A 20,624-nucleotide genomic window follows, 5' to 3' on the forward strand; every position below is an offset into this window, starting at 1 on the left:
GTCAGTAGCCGGTCGAGGTCGGCACGCCCTGCGTCCCCAGGTACCAGACCGCCGACGTCATCACCACGAGCACCAGCGCCGTCAGCACCGCGCCGCCCGCGGCCGGAAGCAGCCACCCCGGCGTCGGCCGGCCGTGCAGCACCAGCACCTTGGTCACCAGCGCGCCGTACAGCAGGCAGCCCACCACCGAGTGCACGACCACCCGGGTGTCGTAGGACTGGAACCCCAGCGACCACAGGCAGGAGAACGCCACCGGCAGCGTGACGAGCACGGCCAGCGCGCCGGTCGCCCGGTGCAGCGGACCGACGAAGCGTGGCGCGGACTTCGATCCGCCGACCAGGCCGTACATCCACGCCGCCGTCGCCGCCTGCGCCAGCGCGAGCATGCCGGCGACGACCGCCAGCCAGACCTTCATCGAGATCAGGCTCGAGAACCCCAGCGTGGTGAGCGTCCGTCCGGTCGGCTGGTGCACCGACCCGTAGACGCCGAGCAGCACGGCGACCACGGCTCCCGCCGCGAGGGCGAGGGCGGCGAACGTCGGGGCAGCGGCCGACGGGGCGCTGCGGATGGCTCGGGACATGGCGTGCTCCGCCTCGATCATCACGCCGTGGCCCTGCCGGCCGCCATGACCCGCCTGGGCTAGGGCGCGCCGCGCCCTACCGCTCGACGCGCAGCTCGCCGAGCTCGTTCCAGCCGTCCTGGTCGATCTCGGTCGAGACGATCTTCGGCGTCGCGACGAGGTACGGCGGCAGGCTCTGCTGCGCTTTCCGGAAGTGGTCGCTGTTGACGTGCGCGCCCCCGGCGTCGCCGTCGCGGAACGCCTCGGTCAGGACGTACTCCTCCGGGTCGTCGAGGCTGCGCGACCACTCGAACCACAGGCAGCCGTCCTCGGCGCGGGTCGCCTCGGTGAACTCCCGCGAGATCTCGGGCCACGCCTCCGCGTGCTCGGGCAGGACCTGGAACTTGGCGGTGATGAAGATCATCGCTCCAGCCTAGGAGGCGCCCGGCGCCGCTTGGAGGCCCGTCCCAGCGGGCCTCCAGTCGGCTCCCAGTCCGGCTCCAGCGCCTCCGGCGAGAGTCGTCGACGTCCGGCAACGACGCCGTGACGTCCCGACTCGACGGAGTAGAACGATGTCCCGCTTCCTGTACCGACTCGGCGGCTCGGCCGCCGCGCACCCCTGGCGCACCATCCTGGCCTGGGTCGTCATCGCCGCCGCGGTGATGACCGCCGCGTCCGCGTTCGGCGGCACCACCCAGGACGACTACGACGTGCCGGACGCCCGGGCCCAGGTGGGCATCGAGCGGCTGCGCGACCACTTCCCGGCGATGGGCGGCGCGTCCGCCCAGGTCCTGCTGCACGACGCCGACGGCGACACCGTCCCCGAGGCGGTGCTCGGCGAGGTGTACGAGGAGCTCGGCGCCCTCGCGCACGTCTCCACGGTGACGCCGCCCCGGATGTCCGCCGACGGCGACACCGCGATGTTCACCGTCCTGTACGACGTTCCCGTCACCGACCCCGACCTGATGGGCGACATGGAGCCGCTCGAGGGCGCGGTCGCGCCGGCCGAGGAGGCCGGGCTCGACGTCGCGCTCGGCGGCGAGCTGCCCGGCACCGCCGCCGCGCCGATGGACGGCCGCGGCGAGATCATCGGCATCGTCGCCGCCCTGGTCATCCTCGTGCTGGCGTTCGGCTCGGTCGTCGCCGCGGGGCTGCCGCTGGCGGTCGCGCTGACCGGCCTCGCGATCGGCTCCGCCGGTGTCACCCTGCTCGCCGCCACCATGGACGTGAGCACCGCGGCCCCGATGGTGGCCAGCATGGTCGGCCTCGGCGTCGGCATCGACTACGCGCTGCTGCTGGTGACCCGGCACGGCGAGTACCTCCGCCAGGGCCTGCCGGTCCGCGAGGCGGCCGGCCGTGCCACCGCGACGGCGGGACGCTCGGTCGTGTTCGCCTCCGCCACCGTTCTGGTCTCGCTGATGGGCCTGCGCCTCGCAGGTCTGTCGGTCTACGCGTCGTTCGGCTTCGCCACCGCGATCGCCGTCGTCTCGGTGATGGCCACCGCGGTCACCCTCGTCCCGGCGCTCGCCGGTCTCGCCGGCCACCGCGTGCTGTCCCGCAAGGTCCGCAAGCACCGCGACCGTGTCGAGCGCGAGCCGCTGACGGCCCGCTGGGCCGCCCGCGTCGGCCGCCGCCCGCTGCCCTGGGCGGTCGCCGCCGTGGTCCTGCTCGGCACCCTCGCCGCGCCGTCGCTCGCGATGCGCACCTGGCCCCAGGACGCCAGCAGCTCCTCGAAGGAGCTGACCACCCGGCAGGCCTACGACCTCGTCGCCGCCGAGTACGGCGCCGGCGCCAACGGCCCGCTCTCCGTGGTCGTCGACCTCGACCGGATCCCGGCCGCCAACCTGGACGCGCTCGGCCGCACGGTCGCCGCGGTCGACGGCGTCGAGCGGGTCTTCCCGCCGGTCGTCTCCCCTGACGGATCCGTCGGCCTGCTCACCGCGGAGCCGTCGTTCGGCCCCACCGACGAGCGCGTCTCCGGCCTGGTCGACGACCTCCGCCGCGCGGTCCCCTCGGGCGTCGAGGTCACCGGCATGACACCGCTCTTCGCGGACATCGCGGACATGCTCGCCGGCCGGATCTGGCTGGTCATCGCCTTCGTCGTGGGCGTCTCGGTGCTGCTGCTGACGATGATGTTCCGCTCGGTGGTCGTCCCGCTCAAGGCGGCCGTGATGAACATGCTCTCCATCGGTGCGGCGTACGGCGTCCTGACGGCGGCGTTCCAGTGGGGCTGGGCCACCGAGCTGCTCGGTCTCGACCACGCGATGCCCGTGTCGAGCTGGGTGCCGATCCTGATGTTCGCGATCCTGTTCGGCCTGTCGATGGACTACGAGGTGTTCCTGCTCTCGCGGATCCGCGAGGACTGGCTCGCGACCGGCGACGCCCACGGCAGCGTGGTGCGCGGCCTGTCGTCGACCGGCCGGGTCATCTCCGCGGCCGCCGCGATCATGGTCGCCGTCTTCCTCGGCTTCGCCACCGAGACGGAGACCGTGGTGAAGATGCTCGGCTTCGGCATGGCCGTCGCGATCCTGCTCGACGCGACCGTCGTCCGGATGGTGCTCGTGCCGGCCACGATGGCGATGCTGGGCCGCTGGAACTGGTGGCTGCCCGGATGGCTGGACCGCCCTGCTGCCGACCATCGACGCCGAGGTCCACGACCCCGTGCTCCCGGTCGCGTCGGCGACCACCCCCGACCGTCACCCCGCCCGTACCCCCGCCGGCGTCTGAGGAGGACTGCCATGACCACCACTACGACCACGCTGACGCAGCTGCGGCTGCCCGGCCAGACGGCCGCACCGGAAGGCCCGGTCGACATGCTGCTGATGTACGTGATGCACCACGCGTTCCGCCGCGACCTGGCCGCCTTCAGCCAGGCGGTCCGGCTCACGCCGAGCCACGACCGCGCCACCTGGCGGGCGCTGGCGGACCGCTGGACGCTCTTCGCCGACGTGCTGCACCACCACCACAGCGGCGAGGACGCCGGCCTCTGGCCGGAGCTGCTGGAGCGGTCCGACGAGGCTGACCGCGCGACGCTGGAGGCGATGGAGGCGGAGCACGCCGAGATCGACCCGCTGCTCGAGGGCTGCGCGGCCGGGTTCGCGAGGCTCGCCGCGCACGACGACGAGGACGCCCGCCGGGCCCTGGCCGTCCGGGTCACCGCGACCCGCGAGAGCCTGGGCCGGCACCTGCGGCACGAGGAGTCCGACGCGATCGCGATCCTCCAGCGGGTGCTCACCCAGGCGGACTGGGACCGCATCGACGAGGAGCACTTCAAGAACGACGACATGCCGTTCTCGAAGATCGTCCGCATCGTCCCCTGGGTCGCGTACGGCGTCCCGCCGGAGCACCATGCCCGCATCTTCGGCACCGTGGGCCGGGCGTTCTGGGTGGTCTGGCTGGCCACGCGGGGGAGGTTCGCGCGCGGCGAGCGGCGCGCGTTCCGCTACCTCGACGCGCCGATCGCGCTGTGACACGGGGCGTGATCCTGACCTCCCGGGGAACAGGGAGGGTGCCACTTCGGGCCACGAGCCCGACAAAGCGGGAGGGAAGGGTCATGATCGACCTGAAGAGTCCACTCAAGAGCGCGACCGACCGAGACGCCTGGGCATCGCGCGGGTCGACGTTCGTCGCCAAGGTGCACGCGACCAAGCTGGTGTGGTTCCCACCGGAGCCGATGGGCGCCGGGACGAAGGCCGCCACAAGGGCGACCAAGGCGACGAAGAAGGCGACCGGCAAGGCGGCCGGCAGCGCGAAGAAGACGGCGGGCAAGGCCACCGGCAAGACCACGGCCGCAGCGAAGAAGTCGTCCGGCGGCACCAAGAAGGCGACGGCGACCGCGAAGAAGGCGACGGGCAGCCGGACGAAGAAGAGCTAGCCCCGGCCGCAGTCAGAAGCCGTACCGCTCCCGCTGGTCGAGCAGCCACTGCTCGACCGGCGGGATCCGCCAGGCCCGGCACAGCGCCAGGGCGTCGTCGGCGTGCCGGGCGGCCAGCGCGTGCTCGCCGGTCACGTGCGCGGCCAGGGCGAGGAACGAGTCGACCGGGCCGACCGCGCAGCCCGTGCCGCCGATCGCGAGCATGCCGGCCAGGGGCGTCAGCAGCTCGTAGGCCCGGGCGGCCAGGTCGCGGTCGTCGACGTAGGCGGCGGCCTCCGCGGCCAGCGCCCAGTTGAGCGAGGAGTACCAGCTCACGTCCGACAGGTCGGGCTCGTGCTCCGCGCGCCAGCGGCGGGCCTGGTCGAGGTCACCGGCGCGGCCGAGCAGGGAGATCGTGGCCGTGTCCGCCGGCAGCACGCCCTCGGTGGCGACGTACTCGATCAGCGGCACGATGGCGTCGTAGTCCCGCGCCCACATGCCGACCGACACGTGCGCGCCGAGGAGACCGTCGGCGGCCTGCTCCAGGCGGAGCTTCTGGGTGATCCCGGTGAGGTGGGCGAGGCGCTCCTTGGCCAGCTCGATGTCGCCGCGCATCGTCAGCCACGACACGTCGAGGGTGTCGAGCACCATCAGGGTGTAGTGGTCGCGCCGGCTCTCGGCCTCGTCGCGCACCTGCGCGCTCAGGGCATCGAGCAGGTCGACGTCGCCGAACTCCGACGCCGACAGGGCGACCAGCAGCCGGACCGAGGAGAGCAGCGTGCCGAGGCCGAGCGACTCGCCCAGGGTCAGCGCCTCGGTCCAGAGCTCGCGGCGTCGGACGGCCGTGCCGGGCCGCCACAGCGCCGTGCCCGCCTGGGTGAGGATCTGCACGATCAGCAGCGGGTCGCCCAGGCGGCGCGCCATCGCGACCGCCTCGCCGACGAGGGCGTCGCGCTCGGCGGGTGCGTCCTTCGCGTAGTAGAGCTCGCCGGCCAGGGCGAGCATCAGGCGGCAGCGCAGCGGGTCGTCGTCGGAGGGCAGCGCGTCGAGCACGTCGCGGAGGGTCTGCACCGAGAACGCGTCCACGCCGCCGTGCCGCGACGGCTGCCAGAGCGCGTCGGTGCTGGTGACCATCGCGATCTCGGCGGTGGCGACCACGTCGTCGAGCCGCTGCCCGACGGTGATGCCGCGGTGGGCGACGTCACGCAGCCGCACCCAGTCCCCGGCGGCGCGGACGGCGCGGGCGAGGTCGAGCAGCAGGTCGTACTCGTCGCGGGGCGTGGCCGTCGGGTCGTCGGGCAGCGTGGCGAGCGCCGCGTCGAGTGCGGTGACGGCCTCGTCGAAGGCCAGCACGCCCATCGCGACGGAGGCCGCCGTCCGGTCGGCGCGCCAGGCGTCACCGGCGTGGCCTGGCCCGGCCGCGTGCCAGTGGAGCGCCACCTCGCCGGCGCGGTCGGTGCGGCCGGCCAGGGCGTCGGCGACCCGGGCGTGCCAACGGGCGCGGCGGGTCCGGGACGTCCCGGCGTAGACGGTGTCGCGGACCAGGGCGTGCGCGAACCGGAAGCGTCCGACGCCGTCCTCGCGCACCAGGCCAGCCGAGATCGCCACGTCGAACGCGTCGAGCAGGTCGTCCTCGTCGTCGCCCGACGCGGCGCTCACCGTGGCCAGGTCGAAGTCGCGGCCCACGACGGCGGCCGTCACGAGCGCCTTCTGCGTGGCGTCGTCGAGCCGGGTGAGGCGACGGGACACGACGTCGGTGACGGCGTGCGGCGGGTCGGGCTCGGCGAGCAGCGTCGCGAGGTCGGCGTCCTCGTCGACGAGCCGGGCGTACTCGACCAGGAAGAACGGGTTGCCGTCGGTGCGCGCGCGCAACGCGTCGGCCTGGTCGGTCGACGGGCGGTGCGCCGAGACGGCGGCAACGATCTCGCCGACGTCGGCGGTGGCGAGGCCCGCGAGCGCGACGCGGGCGGCGTGCCGGCGGGACAGCTGCTCGGCGACGGTGGCGAGCGCTCCCTCGGGTGCCGGCTTGTCGCGCCACGTCGACACGACGACCAACGGCCCGGACGTCACGGACTCCAGCAGCAGACCGAGCACGCGCAACGACGACGCGTCCGCCCAGTGCAGGTCGTCGAGAAGCACCAGCAGCGGCCGAGCCGTCGCGGCGCCGGCGACCGCGCGCACGATGTCGTCCCAGACCCGGAACTGCGCGCCGGCGTCGGCGTGCAGCTCGCGACTCGCGTCGGGTGGCTCGGCGCCGATCGTGGCGAGCACCGAGACCCACGGCCACAGCGGGGGAGCGCCGTCGTCCTGCGAGCAGCGGCCGACCGCGACGCCCCAGTCGCGGTCGCGCGCGACGCCGGTCAGCTCGGCGAGCAGCCGGCTCTTGCCGATGCCCGGGTCGCCGACCACCGCGGCGAACCGCGGCGTCCCCGAGGCAGCCGCCTCGTCCAGCAGCGTCACCAGCACGCCGAGCTCGGCGTCGCGCCCGACCATCGGCCAGGGGCTGGTCGCCGCGGGCACGGCCGGGGTCACCGCCGGGCGGGTCGGCCGCACCGGGACGACCGCCTCCAGCGACGGGTCCTGGCGGAGCACGGCGGTCTGGAGGTCGCGCAGCTCGGGACCGGGCTCCAGGCCGAGCTCCTCGGCCAGGAGCTCGCGCACCTGGCGCAGCACGTCGAGCGCGTCGGCCTGCCGGCCGGACCGGGTCAGCGCGAGGGCGCGGAGCGCCCAGAGCCGTTCGCGCAGCGGGTACGACGTGGTCAGGCCCTCGAGCTCGGCGGCGACCGTCGCGTGCCGGCCCAGCGCCAGCGCGGCGACGGCGCGGTCCTCGAGCGCGACCAGGCGCAGCTCCTCCAGCCGGACCCGCTCGGCCACCGCCGCGGGCGCGTCCTCCAGCTCGCCGTACGGGGTGCCGCGCCACAGGCCGAGCGCGTCGTCGAGGTCGTCGATCACGCCCTCGAGCTCGGCAGGGGAGCGGCCCCCGGGTGGTCCGGCCGTGACGAGCGCCGGCGCGCCGAGGCGCTGGTGGCAGGCCCCGACCGCGGTGTCGAACCGGGCGGCGTCGAGGTCGGCCGCGTCGACGTGCAGGGCGTAGCCACCCGGCGCGGTGACCAGCACCGTCGCGGGAGCGCGGGCCGGGCGGCCCGGCTCCAGCGCGCGGCGCAGGCCGGCGACGTACCCCTGGAGGGTCGTCGCCCACTGCGCCGGGGGCGTGTCCGCCCAGAGCAGGTCCACGAGCGCGTCGGTGCTCACCGCGCGGCCGCGGTGCAGCGCGAGCGCCGCCAGGAGGGCGCGCTGCTTGGGGCTGCCGAGGTCGACCGCCGCCGCGTCGAGGCGCGCCTCGACGCCCCCGAGGACGGAGACCCCCACGCGCGCCACAGGCGCAGCCTAGGTGCGCCCGGCACTCCTCGCGTGGAAATCCGAACAGTCGAACAGATGTTCGATTACCGACGTACACTGGGAGCATGCCCGAGCTCGTCGCCCCGGCCGGCTGGCCGCGCCAGGTCCGGCCTCCCGGCGCTCCCGGCTGGGAGCACACCGCGGTCGCCTGGCTGCTGGACATCTGCCCGCCGGAGTTCCGGTCCTACCCGGTGCTGCGCCGGCACGACGTGGTCCTCGCGCGGTTCGCCGTGCTGCACGTCGAGGCCTGCCAGGCGGCGGTGCTGCGCGGGCTCAGCGAGGCGCGCGGGGTGCTGCGCGACGTGGCCGACCTCGACGCGGTCGAGGCGGCGGTCGAGACCTGGCAGACCGAGGCGGCGCGGCTCCTCGGCGAGCGCCGGGCGGTCGGCCTGGTCGAGGAGGCGCTGCGCGGGAAGCGGTTCGTCGCGCGGCTCTGACGCCGACCGGCGCGCCTTCGGTCCCGCGACGCCGGGCCGATCTAGCGTGCGCATGAAGAAACCCCCGGCACTAGTCCTGTCGGGGGTTCTTCACGTCGATTGAGGCTTCGACGAATACCTGGAGACTCCAGCGTACTCAGCGTGTGGTACGCCGGCGACCATTCGCGCCGAGCCTCGGCCCGGCGCGCTCCCGCCGGTCCGCCCGCGCCACGACCACGAACACCAGGGCCAGCACGAGCATCAGGACCAGCACGAGAGCGGTCATGCGCTCACCTCCACATCCGGCACCTTAGGAAGGGCACGAAGCCGGCACATGGCCCGGACGGGTGGTCCTCGGCCGGTCGTCGCGCTGGTTCGCGAGGGTTGTCCGGATTGTCCGGCCGGCCGGTCACGGGACGGTCACGACCCGCGCCGCCCACGGCGCCCGCCGGATTGGCTAGCGTGACGGTGTGGACGCCTTCGACATCGCCGACTGGAGACGTCGCGTCTTCGCCCTGTACTCCGCGGTCCGCGCTGCGCACGACCCCGCCGCCGGGCACGCGCTGTGGCGCGAGGGGCGCGACGCCCTGATGGCGACCCATCCCGCGTCGCCGCTGTCGGAGGAGGACCGGGCCGGGTTCGACGGGCTGCCGGTCGCCGACTACGACCCCGCGTGGCGCTTCGACGCCGAGGTGCGGCTCGGGGACGGCGAGGTCTGGGAGGCGACGACCGGCACCGACGGGACCGTGGTGTTCGAGCGCTTCGGCGTCGCCGAGCTCCCTGGTGTCGGGACCCTCGACGTGTGGCGGCTGACGTCGTACGCCGGCGGGCTGTTCGTGCCGGTGAAGGACCCGGGCCCGAGCTACGGCGGCGGACGGTACGTCGTCGACACGGTCAAGGGTGCCGACCTCGGCCTCGGCGACGGGCGGCTCGTGATCGACCTGAACTTCGCCTACAACCCCTCGTGCGCCTACGACCCGATGTGGGCCTGCCCGCTCGCCCCGATCGGGAACCGGCTCGACGTGCCGGTGCCGGTGGGGGAGCTGGCACGCTGACCGCTCGTCCGTGTCGCTAGCCCGCCTCGACCAGCTCGAGGTCCAGCCAGCGGGCGAGGTCCTCGATCTCCCGGCGCACGTCGGCTCGCATCCGCTTGGTCCACGGCCCGTCCTCGTGGACCGCGTCGACCACGAGGACCCCGCCCTTGCGGTCGCTGGTGGCGTCGAGCTTCCCGACGAGCTGGTCGCCGTGCAGGATCGGCATGGCCCAGTAGCCCCAGCGCCGCTTGCTGACGGGCTTGTACATCTCGAGCTGGTAGTCGAACTCGAACAGCTCCTCCATCCGCCGGCGGTCGTAGACGAGCCGGTCGAGCGGCGAGAGCAGCGCTGCGCGCCCGATGAAGCCGTCGGGGCTGCCGAGGCCGTCGAGGTACGTCGGGTCGACGCGCCAGGTGCCCTTGACGCCCTCGACCACCGCCGGCTCGCCGGCCTCGCCCACGTCGTTGGGCTCGGCGGGGGCAGCGGGGGCGCGGCCGCGGGCGACGCCGAGGGCGCGCAGCCGCTTGCAGTCGCGAAGCCTCCGGGCCTCGTCCTCGTCCGGGGCGGGGTCGTCGGGGTAGATCCGCTCGGCGAGGTCCCACAGCCGCTCGCGGCCCTCGCGCCCGGATGCCGCGACCTCGCCGCGCTGCACCATGAAGCCGAGCAGCTTCTCGACGTTGCGGTTGTTGGTCCACCCGCTCGACCGCCACGGGCGGACCGTGGTGTCGGGCAGCGCCCGGAGGGGGAGCGGCCCGTCGGAGCGCAGCAGCTCGAGGATGTCGAGGCGGCAGGCGTCGTTGTCGTGCACCCAGGCCGCGATGTCGTGCTGCCACTCCTTGAGCCGGCCGCTGCCGGGCCAGGCCGCCATCTCGGCGCGGTACAGCGCGAGGTCCTCGGGCGGGCGGATCATCCCGTCGAGCTCGAGCAGCGCCTGGGTGTCGATCGCGTCGCGCAGCTCGGCGGCGTCGTAGCCCTGCCCGAGGCGGCACCAGAGCACGAGGTCGGCGCTCGGCGCCACCGCGGCCGTCGGGTCGTTCTGCACCAGCCCGAGATGCCGGACGACCTCGAACAGGTCCCCCGGACGGTCGGCGTCCAGCAGCTGCGCGCGCACGGCGACGCGACGCGCGTCCTGGCGGGACAGCTGGTGCGGGGTCGTCACACGGCGAGACTAGGGGTGCCAACCGACACCTCGTGCCGCAGCGCGCGGTCGAGGTCGCGGAAGAAGCAACCGGTGAAGTGCCCGCCGGCCACGGTCAGCGCGGCCCGCCCGAGCCGGCTCACCAACCCGCCGACCGTCGCCTCCGCGTCGTACCGGAGCGTGGTCGAGCAGTGGCCCGGCGTGTCCAGCAGCCGCACCCGGAGGTCGACGCTCAGCCGGCCGCAGCGGCCCTTGGCCTCGACGCGCACCCGCAGGTCGGAGCCGTCCCGGACGTCGGTGATGGAGAACGTCCCGCGGTAGCTGTCGGCCATCGGCCCGACGCGGGCGGCCAGGGTGGCGGCGTAGACGCCACCCGTGAGCGGGCGCATGTCCTCGCAGCCGGTGATGATCTCGCGCAGCACGTCCCGGTCGTGCAGTGCCGCCCAGACGCGGGTGGCCGGTGCCTGCACCTGGCGCTCTCCCTGGAACCGCATGGCCGTCTCCCCCTCTCCCGAGACTCGCGTCGATGAGTCCTAGGAGACCGCGGAGTGCAGGTTTGATACATCCCCCAGGCGACCGAGATCTGGGCGCGTCGCCTCCCCCGTACGGAGGATCCCGCCTCAGCCCCTGCGCGGACGCGACTAGCCTCGCAAGGGGGCCGGACCGGACCGGGCGCCCGACTGAGCAGCAGGGAGCCGCGCATGACGACACCGGCGACGCACGCTGTGCTGGACGGGCTGGAGGCGGTCCGCGGCTGGCAGGAGGAGCTCTACCGCGACCTGCACGCCCACCCCGAGCTGTCGCACCGGGAGACGCGGACGGCTGCCCTGGTCGCGGAGCGGCTGCGCACCTTTGACTGCGAGGTCCACGAGGGCGTCGGGGGCACCGGGGTGGTCGCGGTGCTCCGCAACGGGGACGGCCCGACCGTCCTGCTGCGCGCCGACATGGACGCGCTGCCGGTGGCCGAGGCCACCGGCCTCCCGTACGCCAGCACCGTCACGACGGTCGACCCCGACGGGGCCGAGGTCCCGGTGATGCACGCCTGTGGTCACGACGTGCACGTGACCTGCCTGCTGGGGGCGGTCGGGCTCCTGGCCGACGCGCCGGGCGCCTGGCGCGGCACCCTGGTTGCCGTCTTCCAGCCCGGGGAGGAGGTCGGCGACGGTGCCCGCCGGATGGTCGACGACGGTCTCGTCGACCTGGTCGGCGGCGTCGACGTGGCGCTGTGCCAGCACGTCCTCCCGCTCCCGGCCGGCCGGGTCGGCACCCGCTCGGGGCCGGTGCTGACCGCCGCCGACAGCCTGCGCATCACGGTGCACGGGCGGGGTGCGCACGGGTCGATGCCGCACGCCGCCGTCGACCCGGTCGTCCTCGCGGCGATGATCGTGGTCCGGCTGCAGACGGTCGTGTCCCGCGAGACCCGCCCGGGCGAGCCGACTGTGCTGACCGTCGGCAGCGTGCAGGCCGGCACGAAGAGCAACGTCATCCCCGACCGGGCGACCCTGCTGGTGAACGTGCGCACCTACGACGAGGGCACCCGTGCCGCGGTGCTGGGCGCGATCGAGCGCATCGTCCGCGCCGAGTGCGACGCGTCGGGCAGTCCCCGGCCCCCCGAGATCGAGCTGTTCGACCGCTTCCCCGTCACCGACAACGACCCCGCGGTCACCGAGCGGGTGGCCGCTGCGTTCACCGCTCACTTCGGTCAGGCGGCGGTCGAGCTGGCGCAGCAGTCGGCGAGCGAGGACTTCAGCGACCTCCCACGCGCGTTCGGCGTCCCGTACACCTACTGGGGGATCGGCGGCACCGACCCCGTCCTGTACGGCGAGGCGGAGGCACGCGGCCGCGTGTCGCAGGAGGTCCCGGTGAACCACTCGGCGCTGTTCGCGCCCGTCCTGCAGCCCACCCTCGACACCGGGACCGCCGCGATGACGGTGGCGGCGCTGGCCTGGCTGGGGGAGTCTGCCGCCGGCTGACGGCACGAGCCGCCGGCTAGCCTTGCGACCTCAGGTCGTGGTGGTCCCGGCCGGCGCCTCCATGAGGCCCAGCTGGACGAGCAGGTCGAGCTGGTCGAAGTAGAAGTCGTGGCGCACGATGCGGCCGTCGCGGACGGTGGCCACGTCCGCAGCGCGCACGCGCACCTGCTTGCCGGTCGGGGGAACCGTCTGGCCGTCGGGCAGTGTCATCGGCTCGGTGTTCGTGCCGACGAAGTCGCCCTGGTCGATGGCGCAGTCGGCCGTCTCGTGCTCGAGCAGCGGCACGTACTCCCGGTCCGTGAACGATCCGACGAACGACTGGTTCCACTCGATGAAGCGGTCGATGCCGTGCAGCTCCCCCTCGTCCGGCGTGGTCGCGACCACGTCCGGTGCGTAGATGTCTCGCAGCGCCGCGAGATCACCGGTGAGGACCGCTTCGGTCGCGCGGTTCATGAGGTCACGTGGCTGTCCCATCGGACACCTCCTGGAAGGGTCGAGTCCGTAGGTCGACGTGGTTTCCGGTCGGACCTCGGTCAGAGCGACCGGTCGACCTGCTCCGAGTCAACGCTCCGGTCCTCTCGACGCCCATAGCCCGACCGGGTGGATCGCCGTCGCCGCTCCGAGCGCCGGGGTCGGAGCCGGGGTCAGCGCAGGGCCAGCGAGCCGGACACGTCGGGCTCCCACGGCAGGGTCGCGTCGTCGGCGATCCGCCGGTCGAGCGCGGCGGCCACGTCCTCGGGCCAGGGAGCGGTCCGGCGCGTCTCCATGTCGATGTGGAGGAGGATCTCCTCCATCACGAAGCTCAGCCGCCGGTGCGACTCGTCGAGCAGGTAGACGAGGGCGTGCGCGGCCCGCTCGGCGCGGCCGAGGAGGCGGACGCGGGCGGACATCCGGTCGCCGGTGCGCAGCTCGGCGAGGTAGGTCAGGTGGTGCTCCGCGGAGAAGCACGCGTGCCCGCTGGCCGGCCAGTTCTGCGGGATCCCCACACCCACGAGCGCCTCGTCCAGCCCCTCGCTGGCGATGCCCGTGTAGTGACGCACGTTGAGGTGCCCGTTGACGTCCTCGAACGCGATGGGCACGGGCTGCTCGGCGTACGCCGGCAGGGGAGCGAGCTGGTCGTAGGTCGGGTGGGGTGCAGTCACGGGCGTGACCCTACCGGGCGCTCCTGCGCTTGAATGTCGCCATGTCCTCCGACGCGTGGCTCACCGACCGGCTCGACCTCGAGGGCTACCTCGGGCGGCTCGGCGTCGCCGCTCGGGAGCCGGGGCGCGCGGCGCTGGACGAGCTGCACGAGGCGCACGTCCGCGCGTTCACCTTCGACAACATCGACGTCCTGCTGGGCCGTCACCCGGGGGTCTCGCTCGACGCCGTCCAAGGGAAGTTCGTCGGGCGCGGGCGGGGCGGCTACTGCTTCGAGCACACGACGATCTTCTCCGCGGCCCTGCAGCGCCTCGGCTACGAGGTGCGCCGACACCTGGGCCGGGTCGGCGACCCCGACGCCGGCACCCAGCAGGGGCGGACGCACATGGTGGTGGAGGTGGTGCTGGACGGCCAGCGCCTCCTGTGCGACCCCGGCTTCGGGATGAGCCTGCTCCGGCCGATCCCGCTGGCGGACGGCGCCGAGGACGACTACCTGCCGGGCTGGCGCTACCGCCTCCGTCGTACGCCGGCCGGCGACTGGGCTCTCGACCGGCTCCGCGAGGACGGCTGGGAGGTCACGCACACCACCGACGAGCTGGAGGTGAAGCCGGTGGACGTGGTGATCGGCCACCACTACACGAGCACGTTCCCCGGCTCGCACTTCCGCAGCGGCCTGATCCTGACCAAGCACCTGCCCGGCCGTCACGTCACCGTCACGCACGAGGCGCTGACGGTCCGGGCGCCGGGGGAGCCGACCGAGCACCGGCCGCTGCGGGACGGGGAGGTCGAGGAGTGGCTCGACGTGCTCGACGTACCCCTGACGGACGACGAGCGCGCGCAGCTCCTCACGAAGCTGCGCGCGCTCGGTCAGTAGGTCAGTACGCCCGCGTGTGGTTGTTCCAGACGAAGTCGAAGTGCGCGTTGTACTGGGCCCAGATGTCGCCGCGCGGGATCTTGAGGGTGACCTCGTCGTTGAGGAACGACAGGCCGGACCAGTTCTCGGAGCCGGTCCAGACGATCTTCTGCGGCTGACCGTTCCAGGTGCCGTTGATGATCATCCACTTCTCGTGGGTGAAGCGCTCCCAGCGGGTCTCGCCGAAACCGGTGTCGGGGTTGTCGTCGAGGTCCATGTCGGCGGAGCGGATCGGGATGCCGGCGCCCTTGAGGGTCTGCTTCACGCCCTGGCTGGGCTGGGACAGGATGGCGCGGATGTCGCAGCCCTGCTTCTTCAGCTGGGCCATCTTCTTGGCGATGAACTTGCCGCGGTCGCCGACCCAGGCGTACATGATCACGCGGATCTGCGTGCCGCCCGCGCAGGACACCTTGTTGAGGCGGCGGTAGACCGGGTCCTGCTTGCCGCGGCGGACGACGGCGCCGAACTCGCTGACGATGTCGCCGTTGACGAACTTCCGGTAGACCCGCTTGACCCGCTTGTCCTCCGCGAGCTGGCGGTGGATGAGGGAGTAGTCGTGGAACATCCCCGAGCGGTTGGCCTGCGTGAACAGGTCGTTGAAGTGCGTGCGGGCGGCGTACCGCGAGATGTTCGTGGAGCCGACCATCACGACGTTCTTCGCCTCACCGGTGTCGGAGAAGAGGTAGAACTTCATGTGCTGGTTGCCGGCGCCCTTGCGGCACGACTGGAAGCACACCTTGAGGTAGCTCGGGTCGGGGTACTTCGTCTCGCCCTTCTCCTTGTTGCGCTTGTGGCAGGCGTCCTTGAAGTGCGGGTCGATGTTGCTGCCCAGGTAGTTGCGCAGCCGCTTGGTCGTCCTCGAGATGAAGTTGTCGTTGATGACCATCTGCACGGCGACGCCGCGCTGGCAGGCGTCGATCAGGGCGTTGGTGATGTCCGCGCGGCTGTGGGAGTACGTCGCGATCCGGATGATCGAGCCCTTTTCGGCGGACTGGATCGACTTGCGGATGTGGACCATCGAGACGTTCTCGGCCGCCCGGTCGCCGTACGGGTCGTTGAAGCGGGCACCGGTGCCGGGCGTGTACGCGAACGCGGCGCCCACACCCAGCGTGGTCGTCGCGAGCAGCATGCTCAGCAGGACGATGATCGACTTCTTGGTCACGGAGCGACCCCCGGGATTGTTGGGCCCCGTACCGGGACCGGTCTGCACGATGACCGGTAGACCCTAACCGAAGCCCCGGACGGGCCCCGCATCGAGGAGGTCACATCCCGGTCACGGCGTCGTGCGTCAGAGGCGACGGGTGCGCTTCGTCCACAGGAACTCGAAGTGCCGGGCGTAGTCCTCGTGCGCCTTCTGGCGCGGGATCATGATCGTGACCTCGTCGTTCACCTCGGACTTGTCCGACCAGTTCTCCGAGCCGGTCCACACCACCCGCATGGGCACGCCGGCGTAGGTCCCGTTGAGCGTCATCCACTTCTCGTGGGTGAAGTGCTCCCAGGGCGTGTCGTCGAAGCCGGTCTCCTTGTCCTTGTCGGTGTCGAGGTCCGCGCTGCGCATGGCGACGCCGCCGCGCCGCAGGATCCGCTTCACGACGGTGCCGGCCCCGCTGAGGATCGCCCGCACCTCGCAGCCGGCCCGGTCGAGCTGGGCGGCCTTCTGCGCGAGGTACTGGCCGCGCACGCCGACCCAGGCGTACATCATCACGCGGATCACGGTGTGGCCGTTCTTGCCGTAGCCCGGCTGGGCGGCGCAGTCGACCTGGTTCAGCCGCAGCCAGATCGGGTCGTTCTCCTTCTGGATGCGCGGCACGATCGCGCCGAACTCCGAGACCAGGTTGCCGTCGACGACGACCACGTGCGGCTCGGCGACCGGGATGTCCTGCGCGAGCTGGTTGTGGATCATGCTGTACGCCTGGTATGTCGTCGGCTTGTCCACCATCGTGAACAGGTCGTTCCAGTGCGTGCGCGCGGCGAACCCGGTCAGGTTCGTCGAGCCCACCATCACGACGTTGCGCGCGGAGCCGGTCTGCGAGAACAGCAGGAACTTCATGTGCTGGTTGCCCAGCGGCCGGTTCAGCCGGCAGGCGCCCGCGCAGATCCGGACGAAGCTCGGGTACGCCCACGGCTGCGCGAACTTCTCGGGGTCCCGGGGGTTGCAGCCGTCGTCGAAGCGCGGCGCCATGCTGGTGCCGAACTGCTTGCGCATCGTCCGGGTCTGGCCCGACGTCCAGTTGTCGTTGAGCACGATCTGGATGGCCACCTTGCGCTTGCACGCGGCGAGCAGCGACTTGGTGACGTCCGGCCGGTCGAGGGAGTACATCGCGATCCGGATCAGGGAGTGCTTCGGGGACTTGTTGATCGCCTTGATGATGTGCTTCATCGTGCGGTCCTGGGCCTCGCGCTGGCCCATCGGGTCGTTGAACATCGCCCCTGTGGGCGGCTCCCACGCGTTGGCAGCGGACAGCGTCCCGCCACCGACGAGCACGACCGCCGTCAGGACGACGGCAAGCAGCTTCTTCACGAAAGATCCCCCAGGAGCACGGTCAGCCAGAGCGGCACGGTTCAGCACCGGAACAAAGTAAAGGGTTTGCGCCCGGTTCGCGCGGAAATGCGCAAGACCCGCGTGTGACGTACCTGTCGCCGCGGCTCGAGAGCACCCCGGCGGCCTCGGCGGGTACGGCGGCCGCGAAGCACCCGTAGACTCGAACGCCGTACGACACCCTGACGCCCGACTCCCCGGGAGGCCCTCGGATGGGACAGCTGGACCGGATCTCCGGCCCACGTGACCTGCGCGACCTCGACGACGCCGAGCTCGACGAGCTGGCGAGCGAGATCCGCGACCGTCTGGTCACCACCTGCTCCCCGCGCGGCGGCCACCTCGGCCCCAACCTCGGCGTCGTCGAGCTCACCCTCGCGATCCACCGGGTGTTCGACTCCCCGCACGACCGCGTCCTCTTCGACACCGGCCACCAGGCCTACGTGCACAAGATGGTCACCGGTCGCGCCGGCCGGTTCGACACGCTGCGCACCGAGGGCGGCCTGTCCGGCTACCCGAGCCAGGCGGAGTCCGAGCACGACATCGTCGAGAACTCCCACGCCTCCACGGCGTTGTCCTACGCCGACGGCCTGGCCAAGGCGTACGCCATCCGCGGGGAGGACCGCTACGTCGTCGCCGTCGTCGGCGACGGCGCCCTGACGGGCGGGATGTCGTGGGAGGCCCTCAACAACATCGCCGCGGACGACACCCGCAAGCTCGTCATCGTCGTCAACGACAACGGTCGCTCCTACACCCCGACCGTCGGCGGTCTCGCCAAGCACCTCGCGACGCTGCGCACCAGCCCGCGCTACGAGCAGCTGCTCGACCTCGTGAAGAGGCGGCTGAACGGCGTCCGCGGCGTCGGCCCTGCGGTGTACGACGCCCTCCACGCGGTGAAGAAGGGCATGAAGGACGCGCTCGCGCCGCAGGGCCTGTTCGAGGACCTCGGCCTCAAGTACGTCGGCCCGATCGACGGCCACGACCGCGAGGCCGTCGAGCAGGCGCTCACCCAGGCGAGGCGGTTCGGCGGCCCGGTGATCGTGCACGCCATGACCCGCAAGGGCTTCGGCTACGACGCCGCGGAGCGGCACGAGGCCGACCAGTTCCACTCGCCCGGGCCGTTCAACGTCGAGACGGGCGAGGAGTCGCCCAAGGGCCGGATCTGGACGGACGTGTTCGCCGACGAGATGGTCGAGCTCGGCCGCGAGCGCGAGGACGTCGTCGCGATCACCGCGGCGATGCTGCACCCGGTCGGGCTGCACAAGTTCGCCGCGCAGCACCCCGAGCGCACCTTCGACGTGGGCATCGCCGAGCAGCACGCCGCCACCTCGGCCGCCGGCCTCGCCCTCGGCGGGCTGCACCCGGTGGTCGCGGTCTACGCGACGTTCCTCAACCGGGCCTTCGACCAGGTGCTGATGGACGTCGCGCTGCACAGGTGCGGCGTCACGTTCGTGCTGGACCGCGCCGGCGTCACCGGCGACGACGGCGCCAGCCACAACGGCATGTGGGACATGTCGGTGCTCCAGGTCGTCCCCGGCCTGCGGATCGCGGCCCCGCGCGACGCCACCCGGCTGCGCGAGGAGCTGCGCGAGGCGGTCCAGGTCGACGACGCTCCGACCGTCGTCCGGTTCCCCAAGGGACCGCCCAACGACGACGTGCCCGCGATCGACCGGGTCGGCGGCTGCGACGTCCTCGTCCGCAGGGGCGCCAAGGACGTGCTGGTCGTCGGGGTCGGCTCGATGGCGGCCACCTCGGTCGAGGTGGCCGAGCGGCTCGGCGACCAGGGCCTCGGCGTCACGGTCGTGGACCCCCGCTGGGTGAAGCCGGTCGACCCGGCGCTCGTCGACCTCGCGCGCGAGCACCGGCTCGTCGTGTGCGTCGAGGACAACGGCGTCGTGGGGGGCGTGGGCTCGGTCCTGCTGCAGACGCTCAACGAGCAGGGCGTCACCACGCCGGTGCGGCTGTTCGGCATCCCGCAGCGCTTCCTCGAGCACGCCAAGCGCGCCGCGATCCTCGAGCAGACCGGGCTCACCGCGCAGTCGATCGCCCGCTCACTGATCGAGCAGCTCGCCGAGGGAGTGGACCGGTCCACGCGGGTTGGCTCGTCAAAGTAAAGGTCACGTGGGAAGGTTCGACGCATGAGCGTGTTCCGCACGAAGTCCGTCGAGCAGTCCATCGCCGACACCGACGAGCCCGACCACAGCCTCCGCAAGAGCCTCGGCGCTCTCGACCTCATCGTCTTCGGAGTCGGCGTCATCATCGGCGCCGGCATCTTCGTGCTCACGGGCACGGTCGCCGCGTCCAACTCCGGCCCCGCGATCGCGCTCTCGTTCGTGATCGCCGGCGTCGCCTGCGCGCTCGCGGCGCTCTGCTACGCGGAGTTCGCCTCGACCGTGCCGGTCGCGGGCAGCGCCTACACCTTCTCGTACGCGACGTTCGGCGAGCTGGTCGCCTGGATCATCGGGTGGGACCTGGCCCTGGAGTTCACGATCGGCTCGGCCGCGCTGGCCACCGGGTTCTCCGGCTACCTGCAGAAGCTGCTGGCAGGCACACCGTTCGAGGTCCCGACCGCGCTGGCGTCGGCCGAGGACGGACTGGTCAACCTCCCGGCCGTCGTGATCTCGCTGCTGGTCATGCTCGTGCTGATCCTCGGCATCAAGCTCTCCAGCCGCATCAACCAGGTCGTCGTGGCGATCAAGCTCGTCGTCGTGGCGGCCGTCATCGTCGTCGGCGCCGCGCACGTGCAGGTCTCCAACTACTCGCCGTTCATCCCGCCGTCGAAGCCCGCCGAGGAGTCCTCCGGTGGCTGGACGTCGCTGCCGCTCATCACGACGCTGCTCGGGCTGGAGCCGGCCGTCTACGGCATCGCCGGCGTGATCGCCGGTGCGGCGGTGGTGTTCTTCGCGTTCATCGGCTTCGACGTCGTGGCCACCACGGCCGAGGAGGCCCGCAACCCGCAGAAGGACGTGCCGATCGGCATCCTCGGGTCGCTCGCCATCGTGACGTTCCTCTACATGGCGGTCAGCCTGGTGATCACCGGCATGCAGAGCTACACCGAGATCGACCCCAACGACGCGGCGCCCGTCGCGACCGCGTTCGAGTCGGTCGGGATCGACTGGATGGGCACCCTCGTCTCGGTCGGTGCCTGCATCGGTCTCACCGTCGTGGTGATGATCCTGATGCTGGGCCAGACCCGCGTCGCCTTCGCGATGTCGCGGGACGGCCTGCTGCCGTCCTCGCTGTCGAAGGTGCACCCTAAGTACGGCACGCCGGCCCGGATGACCGCCATCACGGGCGTCGCGGTCGCCGTGATCTCCGGCTTCGTCGGGCTGGAGACGCTGGCCCACCTGGTCAGCATTGGCACGCTGTTCGCGTTCGTGCTGGTCAGCGTCGGCGTCCTCGTGCTCCGGCGCACCCGTCCCGACCTGCCGCGGTCGTTCCGCACCCCGGCCGCCCCGCTGGTCGCGCTGCTCTCGGTCGTGATGTGCGTCTACCTGATGCTGAACCTCACGGGCGAGACGTGGGTGCGGTTCCTCATCTGGATGGTCATCGGGTTCGTCGTCTACTTCGGCTACAGCCGCCGCCACAGCCGCCTGGGTGAACGCCAGGCGGCCGGGGCCGAGCAGCCGCGGGGAACCTAGCGGCACATCCGGCGAGGGAGGG

General features: G+C 72.5%; 18 protein-coding genes. 8 read left to right on the top strand and 10 right to left on the bottom strand.

What is annotated here, in order from left to right; genetic code table 11:
* Nucleotide 1: 1 nt before the first annotated feature.
* Together ETU37_RS12065 and ETU37_RS12070 are read right to left on the bottom strand one after the other, a co-directional pair.
* A complete protein-coding gene (locus ETU37_RS12065; RefSeq protein ID WP_129987572.1) occupies nt 2-580 on the bottom strand; it encodes a DUF6529 family protein in 579 nt (192 codons plus the stop codon).
* 76 nt (nt 581-656) lie between these two features.
* The gene (locus ETU37_RS12070; protein ID WP_129987573.1) at nt 657-983 is read right to left on the bottom strand and encodes a putative quinol monooxygenase; all 327 of its coding nucleotides are present in this window, start codon (nt 981-983) and stop codon (nt 657-659) included.
* A gap of 148 nt (nt 984-1,131) precedes the next feature.
* Here ETU37_RS12070 and ETU37_RS12075 point away from each other — a divergent pair, with 148 nt between their 5' ends.
* A complete protein-coding gene (locus ETU37_RS12075) occupies nt 1,132-4,029 on the top strand; it encodes an MMPL family transporter (protein ID WP_206053887.1) in 2,898 nt (965 codons plus the stop codon).
* Between the two features lie 83 nt (nt 4,030-4,112).
* Nucleotides 4,113-4,433 (top strand): hypothetical protein, encoded by a 321-nt coding sequence (locus ETU37_RS12085; RefSeq protein WP_129987575.1) that lies wholly within the window; start codon nt 4,113-4,115, stop codon nt 4,431-4,433.
* 12 nt (nt 4,434-4,445) lie between these two features.
* On the opposite strand, the gene ETU37_RS12090 is transcribed toward ETU37_RS12085, so the two are convergent.
* Nucleotides 4,446-7,790 carry an ATP-binding protein gene (locus ETU37_RS12090; RefSeq protein ID WP_129987576.1) on the bottom strand — a complete coding sequence of 1,115 codons (3,345 nt, stop codon included), beginning with the start codon at nt 7,788-7,790 and terminating at the stop codon, nt 4,446-4,448.
* Between the two features lie 86 nt (nt 7,791-7,876).
* On the opposite strand from ETU37_RS12090, the gene ETU37_RS12095 reads away from it, so the two are divergent.
* The gene (locus ETU37_RS12095; protein ID WP_129987577.1) at nt 7,877-8,248 is read left to right on the top strand and encodes a hypothetical protein; all 372 of its coding nucleotides are present in this window, start codon (nt 7,877-7,879) and stop codon (nt 8,246-8,248) included.
* Nucleotides 8,249-8,384: 136 nt separating this feature from the next.
* Here ETU37_RS12095 and ETU37_RS23865 read toward each other — a convergent pair whose 3' ends face one another.
* Complete coding sequence (locus ETU37_RS23865; RefSeq protein WP_276319687.1) at nt 8,385-8,513, bottom strand: hypothetical protein; 129 nt, start codon at nt 8,511-8,513, stop codon at nt 8,385-8,387.
* A 184-nt stretch (nt 8,514-8,697) separates the two neighbouring features.
* Here ETU37_RS23865 and ETU37_RS12100 point away from each other — a divergent pair, with 184 nt between their 5' ends.
* The gene (locus ETU37_RS12100; protein ID WP_129987578.1) at nt 8,698-9,282 is read left to right on the top strand and encodes a DUF1684 domain-containing protein; all 585 of its coding nucleotides are present in this window, start codon (nt 8,698-8,700) and stop codon (nt 9,280-9,282) included.
* A 16-nt stretch (nt 9,283-9,298) separates the two neighbouring features.
* Here ETU37_RS12100 and ETU37_RS12105 read toward each other — a convergent pair whose 3' ends face one another.
* Both ETU37_RS12105 and ETU37_RS12110 read right to left on the bottom strand, forming a co-directional pair.
* Complete coding sequence (locus ETU37_RS12105; protein WP_129987579.1) at nt 9,299-10,420, bottom strand: DNA glycosylase AlkZ-like family protein; 1,122 nt, start codon at nt 10,418-10,420, stop codon at nt 9,299-9,301.
* The gene (locus ETU37_RS12110) at nt 10,417-10,893 is read right to left on the bottom strand and encodes an SRPBCC family protein (RefSeq protein ID WP_129987580.1); all 477 of its coding nucleotides are present in this window, start codon (nt 10,891-10,893) and stop codon (nt 10,417-10,419) included. Before ETU37_RS12110 ends, ETU37_RS12105 begins: the two co-directional genes overlap by 4 nt.
* Before the next feature lie 207 nt (nt 10,894-11,100).
* On the opposite strand from ETU37_RS12110, the gene ETU37_RS12115 reads away from it, so the two are divergent.
* Complete coding sequence (locus tag ETU37_RS12115) at nt 11,101-12,372, top strand: amidohydrolase (protein WP_129987581.1); 1,272 nt, start codon at nt 11,101-11,103, stop codon at nt 12,370-12,372.
* A 30-nt stretch (nt 12,373-12,402) separates the two neighbouring features.
* Here the strand turns inward: ETU37_RS12115 and ETU37_RS12120 are convergent, their stop codons facing one another.
* The gene (locus ETU37_RS12120) at nt 12,403-12,846 is read right to left on the bottom strand and encodes an ester cyclase (protein WP_129987582.1); all 444 of its coding nucleotides are present in this window, start codon (nt 12,844-12,846) and stop codon (nt 12,403-12,405) included.
* Nucleotides 12,847-13,016: 170 nt separating this feature from the next.
* Nucleotides 13,017-13,514 carry a thioesterase family protein gene (locus ETU37_RS12125; protein ID WP_129987583.1) on the bottom strand — a complete coding sequence of 166 codons (498 nt, stop codon included), beginning with the start codon at nt 13,512-13,514 and terminating at the stop codon, nt 13,017-13,019.
* Nucleotides 13,515-13,555: 41 nt separating this feature from the next.
* Here ETU37_RS12125 and ETU37_RS12130 point away from each other — a divergent pair, with 41 nt between their 5' ends.
* Nucleotides 13,556-14,386: an arylamine N-acetyltransferase family protein gene (locus tag ETU37_RS12130; RefSeq protein WP_129987584.1), complete on the top strand. Its 831-nt coding sequence runs from the start codon at nt 13,556-13,558 to the stop codon at nt 14,384-14,386.
* Nucleotide 14,387: 1 nt separating this feature from the next.
* Here the strand turns inward: ETU37_RS12130 and ETU37_RS12135 are convergent, their stop codons facing one another.
* Nucleotides 14,388-15,587, bottom strand: coding sequence for a phospholipase D-like domain-containing protein (locus tag ETU37_RS12135; protein WP_129987585.1), 1,200 nt, complete (start codon nt 15,585-15,587; stop codon nt 14,388-14,390).
* 126 nt (nt 15,588-15,713) lie between these two features.
* Entirely contained in the window at nt 15,714-16,946 is a 1,233-nt protein-coding gene (locus ETU37_RS12140; protein ID WP_129987586.1) for a phospholipase D-like domain-containing protein, read from the bottom strand.
* Nucleotides 16,947-17,176: 230 nt separating this feature from the next.
* Between ETU37_RS12140 and dxs the strand changes: the two genes are divergently transcribed.
* Both dxs and ETU37_RS12150 read left to right on the top strand, forming a co-directional pair.
* Nucleotides 17,177-19,075, top strand: coding sequence for a 1-deoxy-D-xylulose-5-phosphate synthase (gene dxs / locus ETU37_RS12145; protein ID WP_129987587.1), 1,899 nt, complete (start codon nt 17,177-17,179; stop codon nt 19,073-19,075).
* 24 nt (nt 19,076-19,099) lie between these two features.
* Nucleotides 19,100-20,602: an amino acid permease gene (locus tag ETU37_RS12150; protein WP_129987588.1), complete on the top strand. Its 1,503-nt coding sequence runs from the start codon at nt 19,100-19,102 to the stop codon at nt 20,600-20,602.
* The last annotated feature ends 22 nt before the right edge of the window (nt 20,603-20,624 follow it).

It is taken from the genome of Nocardioides iriomotensis (genome assembly GCF_004168035.1).
Classification (GTDB): Bacteria; Actinomycetota; Actinomycetes; order Propionibacteriales; family Nocardioidaceae; genus Nocardioides_B; species Nocardioides_B iriomotensis.

What these genes read in the sequence shown, in the direction of transcription:
- ETU37_RS12065 (WP_129987572.1), bottom strand. Translation starts at nt 580, where the DNA reads ATGTCCCGAGCCATCCGCAGCGCCCCGTCGGCCGCTGCCCCGACGTTC.
- ETU37_RS12070 (WP_129987573.1), bottom strand. Translation starts at nt 983, where the DNA reads ATGATCTTCATCACCGCCAAGTTCCAGGTCCTGCCCGAGCACGCGGAG.
- ETU37_RS12075 (WP_206053887.1), top strand. Translation starts at nt 1,132, where the DNA reads ATGTCCCGCTTCCTGTACCGACTCGGCGGCTCGGCCGCCGCGCACCCC.
- ETU37_RS12085 (WP_129987575.1), top strand. Translation starts at nt 4,113, where the DNA reads ATGATCGACCTGAAGAGTCCACTCAAGAGCGCGACCGACCGAGACGCC.
- ETU37_RS12095 (WP_129987577.1), top strand. Translation starts at nt 7,877, where the DNA reads ATGCCCGAGCTCGTCGCCCCGGCCGGCTGGCCGCGCCAGGTCCGGCCT.
- ETU37_RS23865 (WP_276319687.1), bottom strand. Translation starts at nt 8,513, where the DNA reads ATGACCGCTCTCGTGCTGGTCCTGATGCTCGTGCTGGCCCTGGTGTTC.
- ETU37_RS12110 (WP_129987580.1), bottom strand. Translation starts at nt 10,893, where the DNA reads ATGCGGTTCCAGGGAGAGCGCCAGGTGCAGGCACCGGCCACCCGCGTC.
- ETU37_RS12115 (WP_129987581.1), top strand. Translation starts at nt 11,101, where the DNA reads ATGACGACACCGGCGACGCACGCTGTGCTGGACGGGCTGGAGGCGGTC.
- ETU37_RS12120 (WP_129987582.1), bottom strand. Translation starts at nt 12,846, where the DNA reads ATGGGACAGCCACGTGACCTCATGAACCGCGCGACCGAAGCGGTCCTC.
- ETU37_RS12130 (WP_129987584.1), top strand. Translation starts at nt 13,556, where the DNA reads ATGTCCTCCGACGCGTGGCTCACCGACCGGCTCGACCTCGAGGGCTAC.
- dxs (WP_129987587.1), top strand. Translation starts at nt 17,177, where the DNA reads ATGGGACAGCTGGACCGGATCTCCGGCCCACGTGACCTGCGCGACCTC.
- ETU37_RS12150 (WP_129987588.1), top strand. Translation starts at nt 19,100, where the DNA reads ATGAGCGTGTTCCGCACGAAGTCCGTCGAGCAGTCCATCGCCGACACC.